At 66.1% G+C, this 24,392-nt stretch carries 21 protein-coding genes; 6 read left to right on the forward strand and 15 right to left on the reverse strand.

Annotation, left to right across the window (positions count from 1 at the left end; translation table 11 throughout):
- Nucleotides 1-37 precede the first annotated feature (37 nt).
- From XH83_RS24590 to XH83_RS24620, 7 genes are all read right to left on the reverse strand, one after another.
- Complete coding sequence (locus XH83_RS24590; RefSeq protein WP_194408388.1) at nt 38-691, reverse strand: response regulator transcription factor; 654 nt, start codon at nt 689-691, stop codon at nt 38-40.
- Complete coding sequence (locus XH83_RS24595; RefSeq protein WP_194403289.1) at nt 688-4,233, reverse strand: NahK/ErcS family hybrid sensor histidine kinase/response regulator; 3,546 nt, start codon at nt 4,231-4,233, stop codon at nt 688-690. Before XH83_RS24595 ends, XH83_RS24590 begins: the two co-directional genes overlap by 4 nt.
- Nucleotides 4,234-4,375: 142 nt before the next feature.
- The gene (gene mctP, locus XH83_RS24600; RefSeq protein WP_194403290.1) at nt 4,376-5,869 is read right to left on the reverse strand and encodes a monocarboxylate uptake permease MctP; all 1,494 of its coding nucleotides are present in this window, start codon (nt 5,867-5,869) and stop codon (nt 4,376-4,378) included.
- Nucleotides 5,859-6,035, reverse strand: coding sequence for a DUF3311 domain-containing protein (locus XH83_RS24605; protein ID WP_194403291.1), 177 nt, complete (start codon nt 6,033-6,035; stop codon nt 5,859-5,861). Before XH83_RS24605 ends, mctP begins: the two co-directional genes overlap by 11 nt.
- A gap of 322 nt (nt 6,036-6,357) precedes the next feature.
- Nucleotides 6,358-7,230, reverse strand: coding sequence for an MlaD family protein (locus XH83_RS24610; RefSeq protein ID WP_194403292.1), 873 nt, complete (start codon nt 7,228-7,230; stop codon nt 6,358-6,360).
- Nucleotides 7,231-7,286: 56 nt separating this feature from the next.
- Nucleotides 7,287-8,069 carry an ABC transporter ATP-binding protein gene (locus XH83_RS24615; RefSeq protein ID WP_194403293.1) on the reverse strand — a complete coding sequence of 261 codons (783 nt, stop codon included), beginning with the start codon at nt 8,067-8,069 and terminating at the stop codon, nt 7,287-7,289.
- Nucleotides 8,070-8,071: 2 nt separating this feature from the next.
- Complete coding sequence (locus tag XH83_RS24620) at nt 8,072-9,205, reverse strand: ABC transporter permease (RefSeq protein WP_194403294.1); 1,134 nt, start codon at nt 9,203-9,205, stop codon at nt 8,072-8,074.
- A 134-nt stretch (nt 9,206-9,339) separates the two neighbouring features.
- On the opposite strand from XH83_RS24620, the gene dgcA reads away from it, so the two are divergent.
- Complete coding sequence (gene dgcA / locus XH83_RS24625; RefSeq protein ID WP_194403295.1) at nt 9,340-10,335, forward strand: N-acetyl-D-Glu racemase DgcA; 996 nt, start codon at nt 9,340-9,342, stop codon at nt 10,333-10,335.
- On the opposite strand, the gene XH83_RS24630 is transcribed toward dgcA, so the two are convergent.
- Nucleotides 10,305-11,501, reverse strand: coding sequence for a major facilitator superfamily domain-containing protein 6 (locus XH83_RS24630; RefSeq protein ID WP_194403296.1), 1,197 nt, complete (start codon nt 11,499-11,501; stop codon nt 10,305-10,307). The genes dgcA and XH83_RS24630 overlap by 31 nt on opposite strands.
- Before the next feature lie 75 nt (nt 11,502-11,576).
- Between XH83_RS24630 and XH83_RS24635 the strand changes: the two genes are divergently transcribed.
- Nucleotides 11,577-13,028, forward strand: coding sequence for a hypothetical protein (locus XH83_RS24635; RefSeq protein WP_194403297.1), 1,452 nt, complete (start codon nt 11,577-11,579; stop codon nt 13,026-13,028).
- Nucleotides 13,029-13,252: 224 nt separating this feature from the next.
- On the opposite strand, the gene XH83_RS24640 is transcribed toward XH83_RS24635, so the two are convergent.
- Nucleotides 13,253-13,612: a hypothetical protein gene (locus XH83_RS24640; RefSeq protein ID WP_194403298.1), complete on the reverse strand. Its 360-nt coding sequence runs from the start codon at nt 13,610-13,612 to the stop codon at nt 13,253-13,255.
- A gap of 149 nt (nt 13,613-13,761) precedes the next feature.
- Here XH83_RS24640 and XH83_RS24645 point away from each other — a divergent pair, with 149 nt between their 5' ends.
- Complete coding sequence (locus XH83_RS24645) at nt 13,762-14,145, forward strand: glyoxalase (protein ID WP_194403299.1); 384 nt, start codon at nt 13,762-13,764, stop codon at nt 14,143-14,145.
- Here XH83_RS24645 and XH83_RS24650 read toward each other — a convergent pair.
- Complete coding sequence (locus tag XH83_RS24650; RefSeq protein ID WP_194403300.1) at nt 14,142-14,585, reverse strand: RbsD/FucU family protein; 444 nt, start codon at nt 14,583-14,585, stop codon at nt 14,142-14,144. The two genes, XH83_RS24645 and XH83_RS24650, sit on opposite strands and share 4 nt — an antisense overlap.
- Nucleotides 14,586-14,749: 164 nt before the next feature.
- On the opposite strand from XH83_RS24650, the gene XH83_RS24655 reads away from it, so the two are divergent.
- Nucleotides 14,750-16,552 (forward strand): caspase family protein, encoded by a 1,803-nt coding sequence (locus XH83_RS24655; protein ID WP_194403301.1) that lies wholly within the window; start codon nt 14,750-14,752, stop codon nt 16,550-16,552.
- A gap of 176 nt (nt 16,553-16,728) precedes the next feature.
- Here the strand turns inward: XH83_RS24655 and XH83_RS24660 are convergent, their stop codons facing one another.
- The 4 genes from XH83_RS24660 to thiD all read right to left on the reverse strand — a co-directional run bounded on the left by XH83_RS24660 (nt 16,729) and on the right by thiD (nt 20,791).
- On the reverse strand, nt 16,729-17,712 hold the full coding sequence (locus tag XH83_RS24660; RefSeq protein ID WP_194403302.1) for a threonine/serine dehydratase: 984 nt from the start codon (nt 17,710-17,712) through the stop codon (nt 16,729-16,731).
- A 63-nt stretch (nt 17,713-17,775) separates the two neighbouring features.
- Nucleotides 17,776-18,819 (reverse strand): glycosyltransferase family 1 protein, encoded by a 1,044-nt coding sequence (locus XH83_RS24665; protein WP_194403303.1) that lies wholly within the window; start codon nt 18,817-18,819, stop codon nt 17,776-17,778.
- Nucleotides 18,820-18,832: 13 nt separating this feature from the next.
- Nucleotides 18,833-19,645, reverse strand: coding sequence for a UDP-2,3-diacylglucosamine diphosphatase (locus XH83_RS24670; protein WP_194403304.1), 813 nt, complete (start codon nt 19,643-19,645; stop codon nt 18,833-18,835).
- A gap of 345 nt (nt 19,646-19,990) precedes the next feature.
- Nucleotides 19,991-20,791 (reverse strand): bifunctional hydroxymethylpyrimidine kinase/phosphomethylpyrimidine kinase, encoded by an 801-nt coding sequence (thiD, locus tag XH83_RS24675; RefSeq protein WP_194403305.1) that lies wholly within the window; start codon nt 20,789-20,791, stop codon nt 19,991-19,993.
- A 327-nt stretch (nt 20,792-21,118) separates the two neighbouring features.
- Between thiD and XH83_RS24680 the strand changes: the two genes are divergently transcribed.
- Nucleotides 21,119-23,062, forward strand: coding sequence for a PAS domain-containing sensor histidine kinase (locus XH83_RS24680; protein WP_246776316.1), 1,944 nt, complete (start codon nt 21,119-21,121; stop codon nt 23,060-23,062).
- A gap of 96 nt (nt 23,063-23,158) precedes the next feature.
- Nucleotides 23,159-23,404, forward strand: coding sequence for an Lrp/AsnC family transcriptional regulator (locus XH83_RS24685; RefSeq protein WP_018317369.1), 246 nt, complete (start codon nt 23,159-23,161; stop codon nt 23,402-23,404).
- Nucleotides 23,405-23,413: 9 nt separating this feature from the next.
- On the opposite strand, the gene XH83_RS24690 is transcribed toward XH83_RS24685, so the two are convergent.
- Nucleotides 23,414-24,352: a cytochrome c gene (locus XH83_RS24690; RefSeq protein ID WP_194403307.1), complete on the reverse strand. Its 939-nt coding sequence runs from the start codon at nt 24,350-24,352 to the stop codon at nt 23,414-23,416.
- Between the last annotated feature and the right edge of the window lie 40 nt (nt 24,353-24,392).

Raw genomic sequence — 24,392 nt, forward strand, 5'->3', positions numbered from 1 at the left:
CACGGCCTCCGTTTTTGTTTTAGGGATGTCCTGAAGCTCAATTGCCACCGGGCTGGCCGAACGACAGCCGCTCGGCGAGCACGGCGGCCTGGGTGCGCGAGCCGACGCCGAGCTTGCGCAGGATGGTCGAGACGTGGCCCTTGACCGTCTGCTCGGCGATGTCGAGCTCGCCCGCGATCTGCTTGTTGAGCTTGCCCTCCACGATCATCGCGAGAATGCGCAGCTGCTGCGCCGAAAGGGTGGCCATGCGCGCAGCCAGCTCCACATCGGCGCTCTGGATCGAGCCGCGGCCGCCGACATTGGGCGGCATCCAGATCTCGCCGGCGAGGATCTTCGTGATCGCCTCGGCCATCTCGGGCAGGCCGAGCGATTTCGGGATGTAGCCGGATGCGCCATAGGCGATGGCGCGGCGGATCGTGGCCGCGTCCTGCCGCGCGGAGATGATCGCCACCGGCACGGTCGGGAATTGCGCCGACAGGATGAACAGCGCGGCAAAACCCTGGATACCCGGCATCGTCAGATCCCAGAGGATCAGGTCGATGTCGCCGGACTGGACCGTCAGCACGCCGATCGCCTCATCCAGCGATTGGCAGGCGACGATGTCGAGATCGGGCAGCACGCTCGACAGCGCGCTGCGTAGCGCAGCCTGCACCAGCGGATGGTCGTCGCCGATCAGGATGCGCATCGTCAGGGAGTCTCCGGTTCCGTCCCGAACTGTCGGCTCAATGCCTCACCACCGAGAAAGCGCCGAAGGGCCGCCGGCTTGACCGGCTTCGACAGGATCTCGCAGCCGCGCGCCCTCGCCTCGTTGCGCACCGCCTCGCTGCGATCCCCGGTGACGACTAGCGCGCGGACGGCGCGGCCCGACTTCTGCCTGAGATCGTCAAGAAAGTCCAAGCCGTTGCGGCCGCCGTCGAGATGGTAATCGAGCAGCACGATGTCGGGCGGGACGGCCGCGGCCGTCTCCTTCGCCGCGGCCGCGTCGGTTGCGACCAGCACGCGATGACCCCAGCCGCCGAGCAGCGCGGAGAGGCCTTCCAGGATCGTCGCATCATTGTCGAGGCACAGGATCGTCAGCGGCCGCTCCGCCACCGCTGGAGCCGCAGTCGCAACCTGGCGCTGGAGCGGCATTCCCGGCCCCTCGGCGAGCGGCACCGTGACGGCAAAGCACGAACCGTGACCCGGCCGCGAACGAACATCGACGGGATGACCCAGCAGCCGCGAGACGCGATCGACGATCGCGAGCCCGAGGCCCAGCCCCTTCTCCGATCCTTGCGCCAGACGCTGGAACTCTTCGAAGATGCGCTTCTGGTCCGCCGCGGCGATGCCGACGCCGGTGTCCCAGACTTCGATGCGCAGTGCGTTGCCGCGCCGCCGGCAGCCGAGCAGGATGCGTCCCCTCGGTGTGTAGCGAAGCGCATTGGACAGCAGGTTCTGCAGGATCCGGCGCAGCAGATGCGGATCGCTGCGCACGGCGTGGCGGCAATCGACGACGCGGAGGACCAGGCCGCGTTCGCGCGCCATCGCGGAGAATTCGACGTTCAACTGCACGAAGAGATCAGCGATCGGAAAGTCGGATATCTCGGCCCGAACGGCGCCGGCATCGTAGGAGGAGATGTCGAGCAGCCGGTCGAGCACATGCTCGGTCGAGCGCAGCGCCGTGATGGCGCTGCCGGTGAGGGTTCGCTCCTTCTCGGCCGCGCCGGATCGCGACGCGGCATGCAGGCTTTCGTCGAGCGCGGACAGAAACAGACGCGCCGCGTTCAGCGGCTGCAGCAGATCATGGCTCGCCGCCGCCAGGAAACGGGTCTTGCCGAGATTGGCCTGCTCGGCCTCCGCCTTGGCCTGCTCGAGCGCCTCGGTGCGCTCGCGGACGCGCAGCTCGAGTCCTTCATTGGCGCGTCGCAACGCTTCCGCGGCCCGATGACGCTCGGTGACGTCGGTGTAGGTCGAGACGTAGCCGCCCTCGGCGGCGCGGTCGTAGACGATCTCGAGCACCGTGCCGTCCGGCCGCTTGCGCTCGTAGAGATAGGGCCAGCTTTGCGTGGCGACGTCACGGTTGACCAGGAGCGCCGCGAATTCGGAGGCGGCATATTCGCCACGCTCGACATTGAAGGCGATGAGGTCCGCCAATGGAAGCCCGACGCGCACGAAATCCGGCGGCAGGTCCAACAGCGCGATGAAACGTCCGTTCCAGGCCGTGATGTTGAAATCGGCATCGAAGGCGCAGATGCCCTGCGGCACGCTCTCCAGCGTGCTTTGCAACAGGCTGCGGTTGAAGCGCAACGCCTCCGAGGCCTCGTCGAGCATCGCCATCGCCTCCCGCCGCGAGAGCGAGTGGCCTTCCAGCGACGCTGCAATCACCACGCGCGCCGATGCCGCGCCGATCGCGCCGGCAAGCAGGTTCTCGGTGAATCGGATCGAGTCGAGATCGACCAGTCCCGACGGATCGAGGCGCGATCCCATCCCCGCAACACGGGCCGCCAGATAAGCGTCAAAAGCTGCCGCGCCGCGCTCGACACCGACGAAACGCAGCGCCAGCGCGCGGAGATCGTCGAGCCGGACCAGCACGCGCGACGACAATTTCGGGATGGACTCACGAACGACACCGTCGGCGAACGCGGCCGCCTGGTTGCGCTCGACGGTCGATTGCCGTCCGAGCGCCGAGACGATGAGAAAGCAGACGAGATTCGCGCCAAGGCTCCATAGCGTGGCGTGCGAAATCGGATCGACGCCTTCGAGGCCGAACAGCGCATTGGGCTTGAGCCAGGCGAGTTGCCACGGGCCGTGGCGGACGATCTCCTCGATCCCAGGCCACAGAGGCGCGGCCGAGGGCAGCAGCAGCGTATAAGCCCAGATGAAGAAGCCGACCGCGATCCCGAGCGAGGCGCCGGCCTTGTTGGCCCGCGGCCAGAACAGCCCGCCGACGAACGCCGGACCGAATTGCGCGACCGCGACGAACGACAAGAGGCCAATCACGGTGAGCGGATAGGACTGATTGACCAGGCGGTGCATCAGATAGGCGAGCAGCAGAATGCCGAGAATCGACAGCCGGCGCACCGTCACCAGCACCGAGGTCATCGGCCGGCTCTGCGCGCGCAGGCCGAAGACGCGCGAGCGCAGCAGCAGCGGCATGATGACGTCGTTGCAGAGCATGGTGCTGAGTGCGACCGACGTCATGATCACCATGCCGGTCGCGGCCGACAGTCCGCCCAGGAACGCGATCAGGCTGATGGTGCCCGCATCCGCCGCGATGGGCAGCGAGATGACATAGGTGTCGGGGTCCATCATCGCACCGAACCGGTTGAGCCCGGCCGCGGCGATCGGCAGGATCAGCAGGCTGAACAGCGCAAGGTAGGCCGGGTAAAGCCAGGCCGCGGTGCGCGTGTGGCTCGGACTTTCATTCTCGACGACCGCGACATGGAAGGCCTGCGGCAGGCACAGGAAGGCGATTCCTGAGATGATGATGGTCGCGGGCCACACCGGCTGCGTCGGATCGAAGCTCAGGATTCCCGCGAGCTGCGGCTCCGACTGGAATTGCGACAGCAGAGCGGCCGGCCCGCCTGATAGTCCGAACAGCACGAACAGCGCGACGATCAGGAATGCGAGCAACTTGACGACGCTCTCAAAGGCGATCGCGAGCATCAGGCCGCGATGATGCTCGCTGGCGTGGACGTGCCGGACGCCGAACACGATCGCGAACAGCGCCATCGACGCGGCCACGCCGAACGCGGAATCCTGCCAGAAACGCAAGCCCTCGCCGCCGGCCCGCTCGGGCTGGAGGATGAGGTAGTCGAAGCTCTTGCCCACGGCCTTGAGCTGGAGCGCAATGTAGGGAAGCACGCCCAGCAGCGATGCGAGCGTCACGAAGGCCGCGAGCACCTGGCTCTTGCCGTAGCGTGCGGCGATGAAGTCCGCGATCGAGGTGACGTTCTGCGCCTTGGCGATCGCAATCACCTTGGACAGCAACCTCTGGCCGAACAGCAGCACCAGGGTCGGGCCGATATAGATCGTGGCGAAGTCCAGCCCGCTGGTGGCGGCGCGCCCGACCGATCCGTAGAAGCTCCACGACGTATTGTAGACCGCGAGCGTCAGGCAATAGCTGATTGCGGCGGCCCAGGAGTTTGGCGACACCAGCGGCCCAGCGGCGCTCCGCCGGTCGCCCCACCAGGCCACCAGGAACAGCGTGGTCACATAGCCGGCAGCGACCGCAAGAACGAACCACGCCTGCACGACATCCTCACCCGAGACCTCCGATCCGCCGGCGACGAGCGGGGCCGGATCGCCGGCGGATACTAAGGCGTTTTCAATCGCATGGAAGGCTATTCATGCCGGAGAGAGCGGCGGCCGGAAGATCTCCGGCCGCCGACGGCAGTCATTCAGCTGCCTCGCGGGACAGCCGTTGCTGCGGTACGCGCTTGAGCGCCAGGTTGACCGCGACGGCCACCGCGATGTTGAGCGCGAGCGCGAGCAGACCGGTGTAGATCGCAAACTTGCCGGCGCCGAAGTCGATGCTGTGCAGCGGCTTCAGCCCGTCGGACCAGGCCAGCCAAGATCCTCCGACGAGACCGACGGCCCAGCCGGCAAGCAATGCCGTGCTCGAGAACCAGTTCAGGTAGAGACCGAACACCAGCGCCGGCAGCGTCTGCAGGATCCAGAGGCCTCCGAGCAGTTGCAGGTCGAGCGCGAACTGGGTCGGCATCAGCAGGATCGCGAGCAGCGCGCCGACCTTCACCAGCATGGAGGTGATCTTGGCGACCTTCGCCTCGCCGGCCGGCGTCACCTTCGGATCGACCCACACCTTCCAGAAGTTGCGGGTGAACAGGTTGGCCGCGCCGATGCTCATGACGGCGGCCGGCACCAGCGCGCCGATCGCGATCGCGGCGAAGGCGAAGCCCGCGAACCAGCTCGGGAACAGCAGCTTGAACAGCTCGGGCACGACGTCGTTGTTGCTCGCGAGCTTCAATCCCGCCGCGTGGCCCATGTAGCCCAGCAGCGCGAGCAGGCCGAGCAGCAGCGTGTAGGCCGGCAGCAGCATCGCATTCTTGCGAATGGTGTTGCCGCCCGAAGACGCGAAGATGCCGGTCAGCGTATGCGGGTACATGAAGGCAGCGAGCGCCGAGCCGAGCGCCAGCGAGGCGTAGGGCACGATCTGCGCCGGCGACAGCAAGGTGCCGCCTGCGCCTTTCGCCGCGAACGCCGCGTCCGCCGCGGTGAAGATCGCACCGTAGCCGCCGAGCTTCGAGGGTACGATCGCGATCGCTGCGATCACCACGATGTAGATCATGATGTCCTTGACGAAGGCGATCAGCGCCGGCGCGCGCAGGCCCGACGAATAGGTGTAGAGCGCCAGCACCAGGAAGGCGAGCACGAGCGGCACCTCGCCGTGCAGGCCGAGCGCCTTGATCGCGACCTCCATGCCGATGAGCTGGAGCGCGATGTAGGGCATCGTCGCCAGCACGCCGGTGGCCGCGACCGCAAGCTCGAGCCCGCGCGAGCCGTAGGCGCCGCGCACCACGTCGCCGGCGGTGACATAGCCACGCTCCTTGGCGACCTTCCACAGCACCGGCATCACCGCGAACACGAAGGGATAGACGATGATGGTGTAGGGCAGCGCGAAGAAGCCGTAGGCGCCGACCGCATAGACCAGTGCCGGAACGGCGATCACGGTGTAGGCGGTGTAGAAGTCGCCGCCGACCAGGAACCAGGTGATCCAGGTTCCGAACTTGCGGCCGCCGAGGCCCCACTCGTCGAGATGGGCGAGCGTCTCCGGCTTGCGCCAGCGCGAGGCGACGAAGCCCATGCCGGTGACGAGGATGAACAGTGCGAGGAATACGGCGAACGCCGCGCTATCGACATCAGCCAGCACGACGCACGCTCCTGTAGACGATCCAGGTAAGCAGCGAGGTCAGCGGCACCCAGGCGAGCTGGTACCAGTAGAAGAACGGGAAGCCGAACAGATAGGGCTCCCGGATATTATAGAACGGCACGATCATCAGGCCGATGAACGGCAACAACAGCAGCAGGCGTACCATGCGCTCTCCTCCCCTGTGAGTGAAGTCGACGCGCCTTGTCGTGGGCACGCCTTGAGCGCGATATAGCTGACAACGACCGGCAGCCCCTCCCCCTACCTTGGCTCGGCCAGACCCCCATACTTTCGTATCGTCCCGTCATTGCGCGGAGCCCGCGACAAAATTGCGAAGCAATTTTGCGCTGGCGACGAAGCAATCCAGACTGCCTTTCGCAGAGACAGCCTGGATTGCTTCCGCCTTCGCCAAGGCTACGGCGGACAAGTCGCTACGCTCGCAATGTCGGCTGGGAGAGCACGCCTCCCTCGTCTCGCGCGAACTTGCGGCGCTATCGCCTGCCGCTCGGCGCTGCGGCCGGCTTGGGCGGTTCGGGCGGCGGGGCGGCCGGCGCGCTGTTGCTGGCGCCGAACAGCACGCGGGTCGGGTTGCGGTCGAAATTGTTCACGGCGCGGCTGATGTCGCCGAGGGTACGGCGGCCGTCGGCCATCAATGCGCCGGAGCGCTTGTCGAAATCGTCGGCGAGCTCGCGGATCGACTTCACCGCCTGGAACAGCTCGCCGCCGTCCTTGCCGCCGGCGAGCGTGTTGAGGCCGAGCATGAGATTGTCGGCCTTGAGCATGACGCCGTCGACCTTGGCCATCACGCCGTCGATCTTCTCGGAATTGCGCGCGAGCGAGTTGGTGAAGGTCTCGAGATTCTTCAGCGAGTTCTTCACGGACTCCTGGTTGTCGGCGACGATCTTGTTGATGTTCTGCAGCGTGCCGCGGATCGCCTCGGTGACGTCCTGCAGCTTGTTGGGGTCGGCCGTCAGCGTCGGGATGCCGTCCTGGTCGAGCGGCGGCGGGGCCGCGGCTTCGTCGCCACCCTTGAGCGAGATCGCGGCAACGCCGGTGAGGCCCTGGAATTCGAGGCCGACCAGCGTGTCCTTGCGGATCGGGGCATTGTTCTCGATCATGGCGAGTGCGACAACCCGCCGCGGGTTGTCGAGCTTCACCGAGACCACCTCGCCCACCCGGATACCGTTGAAGTTGACGCTTCCGCCATTGCGCAGGCCCGCCGCCGGGCCTTCGAACACGACGCGCAAGGGGCTGCGCTGCTTGGTGGTATGCAACGACTGGAACCAGAGCACGAAGCCGATCGCCGCGGCGATCACCGCCAGCGTGAACGACCCAATCAAGACGTAGTTCGCCCGCGTTTCCATCAGGTGCTCCGGCTACTCATCCCAGCTACTCAACCCAGCCACTCAACCCAAGGCACTCAACCCATGACCGCGCGGGCGCGCTTGCCATGGAAATACTGCCTCAACCAGGGATGCTGCGAGGCCTGCATGTCGGCGATCGACCCTGCCGCAATGATCTTACCGTTCCCTAAAACGGCGATGCGGTCGCATGCGGTGTAAAGGCTGTCGAGATCGTGGGTTACCATGAAAACCGTCAGCCCCAAAGTGCGCTGGAGCGTCCTGACCAGCTCGTCGAAATCGCCGGCGCCGATCGGATCGAGGCCCGAGGTCGGCTCATCCAGGAAGACGAGGTCGGGATCGAGAGACAGTGCGCGCGCCAGCGCCACGCGCTTGATCATGCCGCCCGACAGCTCCGAGGGAAATCGCTCGGCGACCTCCGGCTTGAGGCCGACCATGGCCAGCTTGGCCATGGTGATCTCGTCCATCAGCCGCTGCGAGACGCGAAGATATTCGCGCATCGGAAACTGGATGTTCTGCCGCACGGTCAGCGAGGAGAACAGCGCGCCCTGCTGGAACAGGACGCCCCAGCGCCGTTCGACGTTGCGGCGCTGCGCGGTGTTGGAGGAATCCAGATCGACCCCGAACACCTCGATGGAGCCTGCGACCTTCGGCACGAGGCCGATGATGGTTCGCGTCAGCACCGATTTGCCTGCGCCTGACGGACCGACGAAGCCAAGGATCTCGCCGCGCTTGACGTCGAGGTCGAGGCCGTCGAGCACGCGCGTTGAGCCGAACTGCACGGTGACGTCACGGACGCGGATGATGGGGTTTTGGATTTCGCTTTGAGCTTCTGTCGCCATCGTCACATTCCGATCGCGGCGAAGAAGATGGCGAACACGCCGTCCATGACGATGACGAAGAAGATGCCTTTGACGACGGACGACGTCGTGTGCTGGCCCAGCGATTCCGCACTACCCTGCACGGCAAGCCCTTCGACGCAAGCGACGATGCCGATCACGGCGGCCATGACCGGGGCCTTGACGATGCCGACGATGAAATGGTCGATCGAGATGGCGTCGCGCAAGCGCAGCAGGAAGGCCTCGGGCTCGACCCCGCCATAGAGCCAGGCCACGAGCCCGCCGCCATAGAGCGCGGCCATCGCGCCGAGGAAAGCCAGGATCGGCAGCGCCAGCACCAGCGCCATCATGCGCGGCAGCACCAGCACCTCGATCGGATCGAAGCCCATGGTGCGCAGCGCGTCGATCTCCTCGCGCATCTTCATCGAGCCGAGCTCGGCGGTGTAGGCGCTGCCCGAGCGCCCCGCGACCATGATCGCGACCAGGAGCACGCCGATCTCGCGCAGCACCAGCACGCCGAGCATGTCGACCACGAAGATGTCGGCGCCGAATCTTCGGAAATGGAAGATGCCTTGTTGCGCGATGATGCAGCCGATCAGGAAGGTGATCAGCACGATGATTGGCACCGCGCGCCAGCAGACCTGCTCCATGTGATGCACGGTCGAGGTCAGGCGGAACGAGCGCGGATGGATCAGGACGCGAAACCATGCCGCGAGCACGGCGCCCAGCATGTCGACGAGCCCCGCGATCGTCCCGCCGACGCCGGCCACGGCCCGGCCGATCTGCTCCAGCATGCCGGCGATGGTGATCGGACTGTTGTCGATTACGGCGCCCGCCCGGACCCGCCGCACCTCGTCCACGAGGCTGGAATAATTGGCGGACAGCCCGGCGATCTGCGCCTCGACCGGCCCCTTGGTGAGGCTGCGGCGCAGCCGCTCGATCAGCCAGGCCCCGAAGGTGTCGAGCTTGGCGACTTCGGACACGTCGATGAAGATGCTTTGGGGGGTGCCGGCGAGCTTCTCGGCGTCGGCCACCATCCGTTCCAGGACCGGCGCGAAGCTCGCAGTCCAGGTCCCAGTGGCGCAAAGTGCCAGCGCGTTGCCCTTGGCAATCCGTTCCAGCTTCGGATCGCTGTTCAAGATGTCCGCTCCCGTACCGGGGCGGAGAAAATCAGAGAGTTGCGCACGCGCCCTTACCCAGAGAAGGTATCCCCAAGTGGTTAATGTTAGTTGCTACAGGTAACTAGCAGGTTCAGATTTCGCCAGAGTTCAAAATGACTTCCATGAAATTTGCGTCCCTGGCGGCGCGAATCGAGCGCTTCCCGATCGCGGGCAGCTTTACCATCAGCCGCGGGGCCAAGACCGAGGCCGTGACCGTCATGGCCGAGGTCAGCCGGGACGGGCTGACCGGCCGCGGCGAGTGCGTACCCTACCCCCGCTATGGCGAGACGCCCGAGGCGACGCTGGCGGCCATCCAGGCCATGCAGCAGGCCGTTGCCGATGGTATCTCGCGGCAGGCCCTGCAGGCCGCCATGGCGCCGGGTGCGGCCCGCAACGCCCTGGATTGCGCCCTGATCGACCTCGAGGCCAAGGCGGCGGGCCAGCGGGCCTGGAACCTGCTCGAGCGCCCGGTGCCGGGCGAGCGCACCACGGCGTACACGATCTCGTTAGGGACCCCCGAGGCCATGGCCGCCGCGACCGCCAAGGCGGCGCACCGGCCGCTGCTCAAGATCAAGCTCGGCGGCGACGGCGATCCGGAGCGGATCGCGGCGGTGCGCAAAGCCGCGCCCGAATCCGAGCTGATCGTCGATGCCAACGAGGCCTGGACCGAGGCCAATCTGGAAGCCAACCTCGCCGCCTGCGCCGCCGTCGGCGTCACGCTGGTGGAGCAACCGCTGCCGGCGGGCAACGACGCGGTGCTGGCACGGATCAAGCGGCCGCTCGCGGTCTGCGCCGACGAGAGCGTGCACGACCGCTCCTCGCTTGCGCCCTTGCGCGACCGCTACGACGCCGTGAACATCAAGCTCGACAAGACCGGCGGCCTCACCGAGGCGCTGGCGATGGCCGATGCGGCGCAGGCGCTCGGCTTCGAGATCATGATCGGCTGCATGGTCGCGACGTCGCTGTCGATGGCCCCCGCCATGCTGGTGACGCCGCAGGCACGCTTCGTCGATTTGGACGGCCCGCTGCTGCTGACCCGCGACCGCGACCATGGGCTGCGTTACGACGACAGCCTGGTCTATCCGCCGGACGTCTCGCTCTGGGGCTGAGCCGTGAGCCGATGCCGCGCCGACCAGATCAGGACCGCGCCACCAACGGCCATCGCCGCCATGACGTAATACAGGCCGTCGCCGATGCGAGCGTAGATCGCGCCTGACGCGATCGAGGTCATGGCGCCCAGGAGACCGTTGCACGCGGCATAATAGCCCTGACCGCGCGCGATCTGATGCGAGGGCACGCGCTGCACCAGGAGGTTCATCGTGCCGACGATGGTCATGCCGAAGGTGAGGCCATGGCCGAGCTGCACGATCGCGAGCAGCGCCAGCGGCGGCTCGCTCGCGGTGACGATCCAGCGCACCACTGCGCTCAGGCCTCCGATCGCGATCATGGTGGAGGGATGCAGCGAGAAGCGCGGCGACAGTGCGAAGACGACGATCTCCGCGATCACGCCCAGCGTCCACAGGCCCGCGATCGTCAGCCCGCTGATGCCATGGAGCTGCCAGTTGATGGCCGAGAAGGTGTAATAGGCGACGTGGCTGCCCTGGATCAGCGCCGCCGAGACGATGATCGCCCAGAAGCCGGCATCGCGCAGCAGCGCCTTGCCGACATGCCTCTCCGCCGTCTTGCGCCTGACATCGTCGAGCGGCTGCAGCAGCAGGCTGGCTGCGACCGCGACGACGGCCCAGGCGACGATGATCCAGATCAGGTCGCGCGGCGCGATGACGTCGATGAGATAGCCGCAGGCGAGCGAGCCGGCGGCGAAGGCCGCCGAGCCCCACAGCCGCAACGGTCCGTAATCGAGCCCGTAGCGAGCGACGCCGCGCAATGCATAGGCATCGGTCAGCGGCATCGTCGGCGTCCACATCATGCAGGTCAGCGCGTAGATCAGGAACAGCGCCAGCGGCTGCTGCTGCAGGCCGACCGCCGCAAATCCGATCGCGGTCGCCAGCACCGACAGCATCATGGCGGCGCGGATGGCGTGTCGCTTTTCGGCAAAGGCGGTCACCTGCGGCAAGGTGGTGAAACGCGTGATCGCCGGCAGCGCGTTGATGAGCCCGATCCAGGCCGCGTCGATGCCGATCGCCTTCAGCCACACCGGGAAGAACGGCAGATGCGTGCCCGAGACCGCGAAGACGGCCGAATAGAACAGGGCGAGACTGACGGCGAATCGCCGCTTCCTGGCTGCCGCGATGGGGATTTGTGATTCGGACTGCATCAAACCAATTGCGATTCGGTCGATATCGTGGTGATCGTTACATTAACGCGCACTGATTTGCGCGACGAGATCGCCATGGCCAACGAAGCATTCGCACTCTCGCCTATGTCTGCCCGCGCAGCGGAGCCGAACGAGCAGGATTACGACGCGATCCGCGAAGCCTTCATGGAGACGGCGCGCGGCCGCTGGTTCCTCGGCGAATACGCCAAGCGCAACCGCAATGCCGACACGCGCATGGTGCTCGACGCGGTCGCGAAGATCGAGGAAACCCTTGCGGCGCAGCGGCAACCCGTCGTCGAGGACCGCCTGCCCGAGGCGCTGATCGAGATCCGCCGCGCGATCCGCGAGGCCGAGACCATTGCGCTTGCTGCCTTCGACCCCGCAGCGATCGAGGCGAGCCTCGCGCCGATCCCGCGCGGGGTGCGCATCATCAAGGAGATCTCCTGGCGCTGGCGCGAGATCGGCGCCGACGGGCGAATCTGCGACCTCATTGATTCGCAGCTCGCCTCGATCGAGTCCGCTTGCGGACAGGCCTCGACCATCGATCCCCGGGTCGAGCTCAAGATCGCCTTCGATCTCCTCAAGGATCGGGTCGACCAGGGCGGCGCAACGCCGCAGGCGGCGCCCCCGGCTCCGGTGCAGGACGTGCCGTCATCCGTCGCCGAAGCACCCGTCGAGACCGCACCTGCAGCGATGACCAGCGAAGCACCCGTGGCTGTTACGGAGCCGCCGCAGGACGTCGCAGCACGTGTCGAGCCCGAAGCCGCCATCGCAGCGGCCGGCACCGCAGAAGCATCCGCCGCGGCTGAGCAGGCACTGCACGAGCAGGCACTCGACGAGCAGGCAGTGGATACGGCCGCCGCGACGACGATTGCGGCCGAAAGCCAGATCGCCGTTCAAGACATCGCGCTCGACCAGGTCGCGCCGGAGACCGTCGCGCCCGAAGCTGCCGCGCATGAAGAGATCTCGTTTGAGGCGCCGGCGACCGAGCCTGCCGTCGATCCCGCTGACGCCTTCGCGCTCGATGCGGCCGCGCAGGCCGAGGACGACGCCGTGCTCGAGGCCATTGCGCTCGAGATGGCCGCGCCCGATCCGGAGTTCGACGAGATCATCGCCCCGGTCGAGATGGACGCGGCTGTTCCGGAGCCGGTGCAAGCGGAAACCGCAGCACCCGTCGCCGCCGAGCTTGCCGAGCCGATCGCACCGGAGCCTGTCGCCGCCCCTGTCGTGGAAGAACACCCGGCGGACGCACCGATCGCGTTGGACTCGCTCGCGCGCCTCACCGACGCCATTGCGGAGGCCGCCGCTGAAGTGATGGAGCAGCAGGCCCCGGCGATGGCAGCCACCGCCATCTTCGCCGCGGCGCCGGCCACATCACTGCCGACGCCCTCGCCGGCCCCGGAGCCCTCGCTCGGCGCCACCATCCTCGCCAGCGGCATCCTGCAAAAGCCCCGCGCGCCGGCAAATGACCCGCTCGCTCCGATCCGCCGCATGACCCAGGCCGAGAAGATCGCGTTTTTCTCGTAAAGGGCCGGCCGCTCACTTTCGTGTCCCGGACAAGCGAAGCGCAGATCCGGGACCCAGAGGCCACGAACTTCTCGGCAGCATAGGCCCCGGCTCCGCAGCGCACCGCTGACCGGACGATGTTTCACATCGCCGGGTTAGCGCTGTGCTGCGTCCGGGGCACAGGAGTGAGTATTGATGCGCGCTCTTTCCGCATCGTCATTGCGAGCGTAGCGAGGGTTACTCAATCACCCGCAATTCCACACCGCTCCGATCGGCGTGCGCGTCCAGCACGGGCCGAAGCTGCCGCCGTTGTAGCGGCCTCCGTTGAAGCCGGGGCGGCCGAAATAGTGCCACTCGCCGTCCCAGCGGTAATATTGCGGAACCGGATCGATGTACCAGTGACGCCGATCGGCGCGCGACATTCGGCGCATCGCGTCCTTCTGCTTGTAGAGCGGAATGCTGTTGCTCAAGGGCTGGCGATAGCCCGGCAGGAAGCCGTAGCCCTGCCAGGCCTGCTTTGGGCGCTTTTGCGTTGACGCAGCGGACGCGACGACCGGCAGTAGCGACAGGACGATGGCAACAAATAGAGACATAAGGCGAGACATGGCGCGAACATAGACAGTCAGGTGCAAGCGCGCCATTCAAATTCGAGTGCGGGACGTTTCGCCGCTTCTGCCGATCAGCCGCTGCGGATAGACTTGCAACGCGCAGCATGAACGCTGTGCGGACAGCTTGAATGTTCCGGAGTGACCGAATGCCTGAGAGCCCGCACGTCGGCGCATTTGCGATCGTTCCCAGCAACGATCTTCCCGCTGCGATTCCCTTCTGGGAACGTCTCGGCTTCGCGCGCACGGGCGGCGATGCCGGTTACGTCATCGTGAGGGGCTGGGGTTGCGAGGTGCATCTCACGCAAGCAGGCGACGGCCCGTGGCGCGTGCCGGAACACAATCCCTTCGGCGTGTTCATTCGCACGCCCGATGTCGAGGCCATTGCCGCGCGCGTGGACGATCTCATCATCCGGCCCGGCGGCGTGCTGCGTCACCGTGAATGGGGCATGTATGAGGTCGGCATCAACGGCCCCGACGGTCTCCTCGTCCGCATCGGCTGGCCCTCGGAGCTGATGCGCCAAGCCGGCTAGCTGATCACGCCCTTCCTGATCAGGAAGCAGCCGTAACCCCTGCTGTCGCCGACCTGCACGACGCCGAAGCCCGCCGCCGCCGCGCGATAGAAATCCGCCCGTGAGAGCTTGCCGGGAGCAATGGCGCCGCCGCAGGCGCGTTCGATCTCCGCCAGCACCGCGCGCTGCACGTCGGGCACGCGATCGGGATCGTCGACCGGCATCATCACGCGTACCGGATCTGGATCGAAATCATCGAGCGGATAGACCGACATGATGGCGCGGACGGCCGTCTCCATCGTCATGCCCGGGAGCTGGATCAGGCGCTGCGACGATGTCGAGCGGGCGATGTGCGTGGCCGGGTGGTTGGCATCGACGACCACGAGATCGTCGCCGTGGCCCATGGAGGCCAGCAGCCAGAGCAGGTCGGGCGTCAGGATCGGATCGATCGATTTCAGCATGTGACGGCGGTTCCTCTTAGCGATCGTTCACCATAGCAGGTTCCAAACGTGATTCAGATCACGGAGGCCATCATGGTGACTGGGATCACGGACCTCAAGCTCGAACGCGGTCAGGCTTCGTCGCAACCAATCTCGTATCGAGATCAGTGCCAAAGGAGCACGCCATGTTCCGCCTAAAGCCTCTGCTGATGACAGCCAGCCTTGTTGGAAGCCTGTTCGGCTTCGCCTGCGGCCCTGTTTCCGCGCAAGTTGCCCCTGTCGAGCCGGCCCCCACCGCGCTGCAGGGCCCGGAGCAGCGGGTTGCCCTGGTGATCGGCAATTCGAACTACCAGAACGCCCCGCAGCTGCAAAATCCTGACAATGATGCGCAGTCCATGGCGCAGTTCCTGAACTCCGCCGGCTTCGAGGTGGTTGCCGCAACCGACCTGACCCAGAACGACATGCTGCGCGTGGTGCAGGACTTCTCCGCAAAAGTCTCCGCGCGCGGCCCGAACACGGTGGCGATGGTCTACTACGCCGGCCACGGCGTGCAGCTCGCCGGCGAGAACTATCTCGTTCCCGTCGATGCGAAGGTGTCCAACCCTACTGAGCTCGTCAACAATTCGGTGCGCCTCGTCGACGTGATGTCGACGCTGGAGACGATCCCGAGCCGCATGCGCATCGTCATCCTCGATGCCTGCCGCAACAACCCGTTCCCGACCGTCAATGATGCCGGCCGCGGCCTTGCCATCGTCGATGCGCCGAACGGCTCGATCGTCGGCTACTCGACCGCGCCGGGCGCCGAAGCGCTCGACGGCACCGGTGGCCACAGCCCGTACACGCAGGCCTTCCTGAACGTCGCGCGCGAGCCTAACGTGCCGATCGAGCAGCTGTTCAAGCGCGTCCGCCTGCAGGTGAACCAGACCACCAGCGGCGCGCAGATCCCGTGGGAGAGCTCCTCGCTCACCTCGGACTTCACCTTCTTCGGTGACACCGTGGTCGCCGCCAACCGCGCGCCGGTCAAAGCGCCCGTCGTGCAGATGGCCGCCAACCTGCCGAGCCGCTCGACGCGCCAGGCCTATGACTACGTCGTGTCCGAGGGCCGGCCGGAATATTATCAGGAGTTCATCCAGATGTATCCGCACGACCCGCTGTGCGACCACGTCCGCTGGCTGCTCAACAACATCCTGCTCTCGCAGGCCTGGCACAAGGCGGTGCTCGTGAACTCACCGCTCGGCTACAAGAGCTTCTACGACAGCTACGGCAACAGCCCCTATGCGCAAATGGCGCTGAAGCTGCAGGTGCAGCCGAAGCAGATCCCCCTGATGCAGGCGACCAAGTTCCTGGCTCCGCAGAACATTGCCCCGACCTTCAAGATCGGCAATCTCGGCCAGCCCAAATACATGCCGCTGCAGCAGGGTAATGGTGGTGGCCAGAGCAATGGCAACCTTCCCATCGTGCAGAAGCCGGTCGATGGAAATGTCATCGGCAAGCCCGGCAATGGCGGCCAGATCGTCAACCTGCCGGCGGGCAACAACAACCAGCCGAACCAGCAGAACGGCACGCCGACGCAGACCCCGGGCAAGATCGTCACCATGCCTGCGCCGACCAACACGCCCAACAATGGCGGTACGGGCAAGATAGTCACCTTGCCTGCGACCAACAACAAGCCGGACGTCGGCAACGTCAACGGCAACATCAACGGCAAGCCTGGCAAGATCGTGAGCATGCCGGTGAATGTCGGCAAGGGCGGCACGAATGTCGAGACCAAACCGGTCGTTCAGACCCAGAACAACCCGATCCGCGTCAACAACGGTGTGAAGATCAACAACACTCCGGTGAACAAGGTGCAGGTGCAGAACAACAACCGCCTGCAGTTCAATGCGACCAACCGCATGGTCAACAACGGTGGCAACAATTTCCGCCAGTCGATGAACCAGGCCCCAAGCATGGGCGGCGGCAACAACCACCGCGGTTTCATGCGCTGATCGCCGCAGGCGAGACGACAAGGGGGCAGAGCGCAAGCGCTCTGCCCCTTCTTCATGTCGGCTCTTGGAGGTCGTCATTTCGGGATGCGCGAAGGCGCGGACCCGGAATCCATTGTGCAGCGGAGTCGGTAGGGAAATGGATTCCGGGTTCGCGCTCACGCGCCCCGGAATGACGACTAAGCCACCAGTTCGGCAAACAGATCCGCGTCGACATTGCCGCCGGACAGCACGATGACGACGTTCTTGCCGGCGACGTCGAGGCGGCCGGCGAGCAGTGCGGCAAGACCGACGGCTCCGCCGGGCTCGACCACCAGCTTCAGCTCGCGATAGGCGAAGGCGACGGCAGCGCCGACTTCCTTGTCCGACGCCGTGACGCCACGCGCGAGCAGCTTGCTGTTGATCGCAAAGGTCATCTCGCCGGGGATCAGCGCCATCAGCGCATCGCAAATGGTGCGGCCCGCGGGCCCATGCGGCTCGCGATGGCCGGCGGTCAGTGAAATGCCGTGATCGTCGAACGCCTCGGGCTCGGCCACCACGATCTCGGCTTGGGGATAGAGCGCCTTCACGGCCGTCGCGACGCCCGCGATCAGGCCGCCGCCGGAGGCCGGCGCCACCACGATGTCAGGGCTGAGGCCGAGAGCCGCCATGTCCTCGGCGATCTCGCGGCCGGCGGTGCCCTGCCCCGCGATCACGAAGGGATCGTCATAGGGCCTGACCAGCGTCGCGCCGCGCTTCTCGGCGATGCCGCGCGAGATCGCCTCGCGGTCGTCCTTGTCGCGATCATAGAGCACGACTTCGGCGCCGTAGGATTTGGTGCGCTCGCGCTTGGACAGCGGCGCATCCGCGGGCATCACGATGGTCGCCTGCATGTCGAGGATTTTTGCCGCCGCCGCCACGCCCTGGGCGTGGTTGCCGGAGGAGAACGCGACGACGCCGCCGGCGCGCTTGTCCTGCGGGATCGAGAACACCTTGTTGAAGGCGCCGCGGAACTTGAAGGAGCCGGTGCGCTGGAGCATCTCCGGCTTCAAAAACACTTTCGCACCAACGCGCTCGTTGAGCACCGGAAAGGACAGCAGCGGGGTGCGGATGGCGTAAGGCGCGATCACACGCGCGGCGGCATCAATGTCGGCAGGGCCGATCGGGAGAAGTTGTTCGGTCATGGCTGACCTTATCGCGGCCATCGAGCCGCGGGCAAGACACCTCCGCGCGAGGAAATCTCCCCCTTAGGCGACGAAACGCGGCTGTTCCGCATCGTTCCGGCCCGGCAGCACAGCCCCTACCGCCTGGATACTGTCGACAAAGGCCCTCGCCGAGGCTTCCCAGGTGTAGTTGGCGGCGAATTCGACACAGTCCTGCCGGGAGACATCGAGCGCCGCGAAGCAGGCGCTGCGCAGGTCGTGATCGAGCGCGCCGACCGGGGCGTCACCGATCACGTCGCGGGGTCCCTTCACCGGGAAGGCCGCGACCGGCAGGCCGCTCGCCAGCGCCTCCAGCAGGACCAGGCCGAACGTGTCGGTCTTGCTCGGGAAGACGAACACATCGGCGGCCGCATAGATCTCCGCCAGGGCCTCGCCGTGCTTCTCGCCGAGGAAGATCGCATCGGGATAGGCCTCTTCCAGCGCGGCGCGGGCCGGGCCGTCGCCGACGATCACCTTGGTGCCGGGCAGATCGAGCTCGAGGAACGCTTCGAGATTCTTCTCCACCGCGACGCGGCCGACCGACAGGAACACCGGTGCCGGCAGGCAGAGGTCGATGGCGCGCGGATGGAACACATGGGTGTCGACGCCGCGGGGCCACAGCACGACATTGTCGAAGCCGCGCTCGGTCAGCTCGCGGGCGAGCGCCGGCGTTGCCGCCATCACGGCGCGGCTGGGCGCATGGAAACGGCGCAGCGCGCGCCAGATCAGCGAGCCCGGCACCGGCACGCGGGCGCGGACATATTCGGGAAAGCGGGTGTGGAAGCTGGTCGTGAACGGCAGCCTGCGCTGGCGGCAATAGCGGCGGACCATCAGGCCGATCGGCCCCTCCGTCGCAATGTGGATACTGTCCGGACGCGCCTCCTCGATCAGCTTTGCAATCCGTGCCGGGCGCGGCATGGCCAGCCGCACGTCGCGATAGCTCGGCATCGCAAAGGTGCGGAACGATTGCGGCGTCAGGAACGTGAACTGGACGCCGAGCGCCTCCGCGGCGTCAGCGAGTTTGGTCAGCGTCCGAACCACACCATTGACTTGCGGGTGCCAGGCGTCGGTCGCGACCAGGATACGCATCAGGCGGCCTCTGTCATGCAGCTCTGGCTGCAACCTGAGGGACGTCTGCCGGCTTCTGCAGATGATCCGCCCAAGTGATGATCTCGAAATGACCGTCGTCATGCTCGACGAGCGCCGTGCAGCTCTCGACCCAGTCGCCGCAATTCATGTAGCGAATGCCGCCCTCGTCGCGGATCACGGCGTAGTGGATGTGGCCGCAGATCACGCCGTCGGCGTCGTGACGCCGCGCCTCGGCGGCGAGCGCCTGCTCGAACGCGCCGATATAATTCACCGCGTTCTTGACCTTCTGCTTGGCCCATTGCGACAGCGACCAATAGGGCACCTTGAATAGGCGGCGGAAGAAGTTGACGAAGCGATTCATCTGGATCGCGAAATCGTAGGCCTTGTCGCCGAGATGGGCGAGCCATCGCGCGTTCTGCACCACGAGATCGAAGATGTCGCCGTGGATGACGAGGTAGCGCTTGCCGTCGGCGCCGGTGTGGACGGTGTTCTCGACCACGTCGATGCCGCCGAAATGCGTGCCGTAATAATTGCGCAGGAACTCGTCGTGATTGCCGGGGATGTAGATGACCTTGGCGCCCTTGCGCGCCTTGCGCAAAAGCTTCTGGACGAGGTCGTTGTGGGATTGCGGCCAGTGCCAGCTCGATTTCAGCGCCCAGCCGTCGACGATGTCGCCGACCAGATAGATCGTGTCGGCATCATGGTAGCGCAGGAAGTCGAGCAGAAGATCGGCTTGAGAACCGCGGGCTCCGAGATGAACGTCGGAGATGAACAACGTGCGAAAGCGCCGCTCCGGGCTCTCGTCACTCACATCGTAACTTCCCATGCGCCAGCCTGTAACAATGTCCCGTGACAGGGGGATGACCGATTGAACTTTTGAGGCACCTTCAGATACGAATCACGCCTTGCCTCGCCCTCCCCGCGAATATCAGTCGCATGCGACAATCAGGCGACATGGCGCCGCAGGGGGGACTGAGAGATCAGATTGCCGTTGGAAGCACCTAGTTAAGTGCGCTCCCACCCCGCTTGCGGGAGAGGGTGTTTCCCCAGTGGGATTTCCCAAGAGGAGGGAGCTCTCACCCGCGGCGGAGCCTGTCAACGGGGCGCGCCCTCGGCGCGACCCGTTGGGCGCAACCTCTCCCGCAACCGGGAGAGGTTCAGCAAGCCCGCCTCAGTAGAATCCGTGGAAATGATGGACCGGCCCATGGCCGTGGCCGACGCTGAAGCGGTCGGCGGCGGCGATCGCGGCGCTGATCCAGATCTTGGCGTTGCGGACGGCGGTTTCCAGATCCTCGCCCTTGGCGAGCCCCGCCGCGACCGCCGAGGATAGCGAGCAGCCGGTGCCATGGGTGTTGCGGGTGGCGACGCGCGGTGCGGCGAGCGCGATCGTTGCTTCGCCCCTGACGAGGTAGTCGATGCTTTCGGCGCCCTCGCCGTGCCCGCCCTTGATCAGGACCGCACGGCAGCCGAGCGCCAGCAGGCGCCGTCCCTGGCTTTCGATCTCCGCTTCGCTTGCCGCGACCGGCTCGTTGAGCAGGGCCGCGGCTTCCGGCAGGTTTGGCGTGATCACCGACGCCAACGGCATCAGTTTCGTGCGCAGCGCATCGACGGCTTCCGCGGCGAGCAGCCGGTCCCCTGACGTCGCGACCATCACGGGATCGAGCACGACATGCCTCGGCGACCAGCGCGACAGCGCGGCCGCGATCGCATCGATGCTGGCGGCTTGGGCCACCATGCCGATCTTCACCGCGCCGACGTCGAGATCGGAGAACACCGCATCGATCTGCTCGGTGACGAACGCCGCCGGCACGGCGTGGATGCCGGTGACGCCGCGCGTATTCTGCGCGGTCAAGGCCGTGATGACGGACGCGCCGTAGACGCCGAGCGCGGCGAAGGTCTTCAGGTCAGCCTGGATCCCGGCGCCGCCGCCCGAGTCGGAACCCGCGATGGTGAGTGCGACCGGGGTCGTCATCGCCGGACACATTTGCTGGATAGTGACACCGCCATGGCCTGTCCTAGCGCGACCGTGGAACACCGGCAAGCGCCGGCCGCGGCCGGCCGTGATTCGCGGCGCGCCGGCGGATATGGGGGCCTCGGCGCCGCAATCGTGCGGCATGGAAATGCGCCCGCGGCGAACCCTTGGTATAGTCTCGAACTGCTTCGCCGATGCGTGAGACGTCAATGGTGGAACTGTCCGGCGACACCGATGTCGCGGGTCGCCCTGGCCCGCAAGCCGTCCGGAACGGAATCTTTGGGTGGAACGATGTGGGCCTTTTTTGAACGTCTCCTCGACTCGTCCATGCTTTCGCCGCACGGCATCTGCCTGTTGTGGGAACCCGAGCTGATCTGGCTTCACGTCGTGGCCGACGCCTGCATCGCCGCCGCCTATTTTTCGATTCCCTTTGCCCTGGCAATTCTGGTTACCAAGCGGCGCGACCTCAAATTCGGCTGGGTCTACTGGGCCTTCGCGATCTTCATCATGGCGTGCGGCCTGACCCATGTGCTGTCGATCTACACGCTGTGGGTCCCGATCTACGGCATCGAGGGCATCGTCAAGGCGGCGACCGCGGTGGCATCCGTGGTCACGGCGGGCGCGCTGTGGCCGCTGCTGCCGAAGATCCTGACGATCCCCTCGCCGTTCGAGCTGCGCCAGGTCCAGGCCGCGCTCGAGGAGGAGGAGATCAAGAGCCGCGACGCCACGCTGCTGCTCCAGCAGGTCAGCGACGCCCAGCGCGCGATGCGCGAGAGCGTGACGCGCCTCACCGCCATCGTCGAGACCGCGGTCGACGGCGTCATCCTGTTCGACGCGCAGGACCGTGTCCTGCTGTTCAATCCGGCCTGCGAGCGCTTGTTCGGCTACTCCGCCGACGAGGTGATGGGCCGGAACGTCACGATGCTGATGCCCGAGGCCGGCGCTGCGCCCGACGGCCAGGCGAGGCAATTCGTGACCGCCGGCGAAGCCACCGGTCTGCGCAAGGACGGATCGACCTTCCCGATGGACGTGTCGGTCGGCCAGGCGCGGCAGGACGGCGAATTGATCTTCGTCGGCATCGTCCACGATTTGACCGCGCGCAAGCTGACCGAGCGGCAGCTGCAGCAGGCGCAGAAGATGGAGACGGTCGGCCAGCTCTCGGGCGGCATCGCTCACGACTTCAACAATCTCCTGACCGTCATCATCGGCAACGCCGAGCATCTGAGCGAGCAGCTCAAGGCGAGGCCCGACCTGCGGCGCTTTGCCGACGACATCTCCCAGTCGGGCGAGCGCGGTGCCGAGCTGACGCAGCGCCTGCTCGCGTTCAGCCGCCGCCAGCTGCTGCAGCCCCAGACGATCGATTGCCGGGGCCTGCTCGAGTCCATGTTCAAGCTGCTCAAGCGCACCTTGCGCGAAGACATCGAGATCAAGACGGCCTCCCGGCCCGGCACGATCCTGGCCTTCGCAGATCGCGCCCAGCTCGAATCCGCCGTGCTGAACCTTGCGCTCAACGCGCAGGATGCGATGCCGGCCGGCGGTCACCTGACCCTGAGTACGGAGTTGACTGCGCTCGACGACGATTATCGCGCCGCTCACCCCGAAGTCGCATCCGGGGCCTATGCGTTGATCTCGATCAGCGACGACGGCGAAGGCATGACGCCGGAGGTCACCCAGCGCGCCTTCGAGCCGTTCTTCACGACCAAGGAGGTCGGCAAGGGCTCCGGTCTCGGCCTCAGCATGGTCTATGGCTTCGCCAAGCAATCAGGCGGCCATGTCTCGATCTACAGCGAGAAAGGCCTTGGGACGACGGTCCGGATCTACCTGCCGCGCGCGGACACCGGACAATCACAGACCGACCTGTCCGACGGCGAGGACGCGGCGCCGCGCGGATACGAGACGATCCTGATCGCGGAGGACGATCCGTTCGTCCGCTCATCCGTCATTCGCAGGGTTGAGGCGCTCGGATATCGCGTCGTCGCCGCGGTCAACGGCAAGGAGGCGTTGCAGCAGCTGCGCACCGACCCCAGCATCGACATGCTGTTCACCGACATCGTGATGCCAGGCGGCATGAGCGGCTGGGAGCTCGCCGATCAGGCGCGGCGGATTCGCCCCTCGCTGCCGGTCCTGTTCACCTCGGGCTACGCGCTGGAGACCCTGGTCGAGCAAGGCCGCGCGCACGCGCAGGCCATCGTGCTGACCAAGCCCTATCGCAAGGTCGAGCTCGCCCAGCGGCTCAGGGACGCCTTCGCCGCGGCGGCCGTGGCCTCCTAAAGCTTCGGGCCGGCATCTGGCGGCCGGCAAGTTCGCTTGCTAAACCGTGCCGGTTTTGGCCTATTAGCCGCCAGATACGCTTTCGGAGTGCCCGCGATGGTTCCTTTTTTCGTCCAGATCAAATGCAAGCTCGGCCAGTCCTACACGGTGGCCAATGCGCTTGCCGAAGCCGAGATCGCCTCCGAGATCTACTCCACGGCCGGCCAATACGACCTTCTCGTGAAGTTCTACGTCGACAAGGACACCGACATCGGCCATTTCGTCAACGAGAAGGTGCAGGTGCTGCCGGGCATCCAGGACACCCTCACCATCATCACCTTCAAGGCGTTTGGCGCCAGCTAGGGCGCGCAGTTAGCCGGCGTCCTTGCCGGCTTCCTTGCGCTTGGGCCGCGGCGGGCCTTCCACAGGCGGCAGCGATTTGAGGTAGTCTGCCATCGCCGCAATGTCTTCCTCGGGCAATTGCGAGGTGTTCTTGATCACGCGCGTCATCGCGCCGCCGACACTGTCGCCGTCGGGCAATTCGCCGTTCTTGAGGAAATAGGCGATATCTTTCACGCTCCACTCGCCGAGGCGCTTCTGGGTGATGTTGGGCACCCAGCCCTCGCCTTCCGGATTGGGCCCGCCGGCAAAGCGCTGGCCCGCGATGATCCCGCCCAGCGCGTTGCGCGGGCTGTGGCATTCCGCGCAATGGCCAAAGCTGTTGACGAGATAGGCGCCGCGATTGAATTGCGGTGACTTGCCGGCGTCGGCGATGAGCGGCTTGTCGTCCAGGAACAGGAATTTCCAGATGCCGACATTGCGCCGGATGTTGAACGGAAAGCGCATGTCATGGTCGCGCACCTTGCCAGTCACGGGCGGCAGCGTCTTCAGATAGGCAAAGAGATCGACCACGTCCTCGCGCCTGGCGTGTTGGTAGGAGGTGTAGGGAAAGGCGGGAAAATAATGCTGCCCGCCCGGCGAGACGCCGTGCATCACCGCGTTGACGAAGTCGGTGTCCGTCCATTTGCCGATGCCGTCGTTCGGATCGGGCGAGATGTTCGGCGCGTAGAACGTTCCGAACGGCGACTTGATCGCGACGCCGCCGCCGAGCCTGCCACGATCGGGCTGGTCCGGCGTCGCATGGCAGGACGCGCAGCCCCCGGCGTTGAACATCACCTCGCCATTGGCAAGGTTTGCCGCACGGGCCGGCGCATGGCCCGCGGCCGCCACCTTCGGCGCGCTGAGCCACCAATAGACGCCCGCGGCAATGACCGCGGCGAGCAGGCCTGCGAGAATTGTTCGTTGCAACATGCCCATCCATTCACTCGTCGCGGCGAATCTATGACCGATG

Source organism: Bradyrhizobium sp. CCBAU 53351, assembly GCF_015291745.1.
Lineage (GTDB): Bacteria > Pseudomonadota > Alphaproteobacteria > Rhizobiales > Xanthobacteraceae > Bradyrhizobium.

Bases quoted from the DNA above. Each gene is read 5' to 3' on its own strand.
- XH83_RS24605 (WP_194403291.1), bottom strand. From the start codon at position 6,035: ATGGTACGCCTGCTGCTGTTGTTGCCGTTCATCGGCCTGATGATCGTG.
- XH83_RS24670 (WP_194403304.1), bottom strand. From the start codon at position 19,645: ATGGGAAGTTACGATGTGAGTGACGAGAGCCCGGAGCGGCGCTTTCGC.
- XH83_RS24640 (WP_194403298.1), bottom strand. From the start codon at position 13,612: ATGTCTCGCCTTATGTCTCTATTTGTTGCCATCGTCCTGTCGCTACTG.
- XH83_RS24635 (WP_194403297.1), top strand. From the start codon at position 11,577: ATGGCCAACGAAGCATTCGCACTCTCGCCTATGTCTGCCCGCGCAGCG.
- XH83_RS24655 (WP_194403301.1), top strand. From the start codon at position 14,750: ATGTTCCGCCTAAAGCCTCTGCTGATGACAGCCAGCCTTGTTGGAAGC.
- XH83_RS24610 (WP_194403292.1), bottom strand. From the start codon at position 7,230: ATGGAAACGCGGGCGAACTACGTCTTGATTGGGTCGTTCACGCTGGCG.
- XH83_RS24660 (WP_194403302.1), bottom strand. From the start codon at position 17,712: ATGACCGAACAACTTCTCCCGATCGGCCCTGCCGACATTGATGCCGCC.
- XH83_RS24665 (WP_194403303.1), bottom strand. From the start codon at position 18,819: ATGCGTATCCTGGTCGCGACCGACGCCTGGCACCCGCAAGTCAATGGT.
- XH83_RS24650 (WP_194403300.1), bottom strand. From the start codon at position 14,585: ATGCTGAAATCGATCGATCCGATCCTGACGCCCGACCTGCTCTGGCTG.
- XH83_RS24680 (WP_246776316.1), top strand. From the start codon at position 21,119: ATGCTTTCGCCGCACGGCATCTGCCTGTTGTGGGAACCCGAGCTGATC.
- XH83_RS24690 (WP_194403307.1), bottom strand. From the start codon at position 24,352: ATGTTGCAACGAACAATTCTCGCAGGCCTGCTCGCCGCGGTCATTGCC.
- XH83_RS24630 (WP_194403296.1), bottom strand. From the start codon at position 11,501: ATGCAGTCCGAATCACAAATCCCCATCGCGGCAGCCAGGAAGCGGCGA.
- XH83_RS24645 (WP_194403299.1), top strand. From the start codon at position 13,762: ATGCCTGAGAGCCCGCACGTCGGCGCATTTGCGATCGTTCCCAGCAAC.
- XH83_RS24685 (WP_018317369.1), top strand. From the start codon at position 23,159: ATGGTTCCTTTTTTCGTCCAGATCAAATGCAAGCTCGGCCAGTCCTAC.
- dgcA (WP_194403295.1), top strand. From the start codon at position 9,340: ATGACTTCCATGAAATTTGCGTCCCTGGCGGCGCGAATCGAGCGCTTC.
- XH83_RS24615 (WP_194403293.1), bottom strand. From the start codon at position 8,069: ATGGCGACAGAAGCTCAAAGCGAAATCCAAAACCCCATCATCCGCGTC.
- thiD (WP_194403305.1), bottom strand. From the start codon at position 20,791: ATGACGACCCCGGTCGCACTCACCATCGCGGGTTCCGACTCGGGCGGC.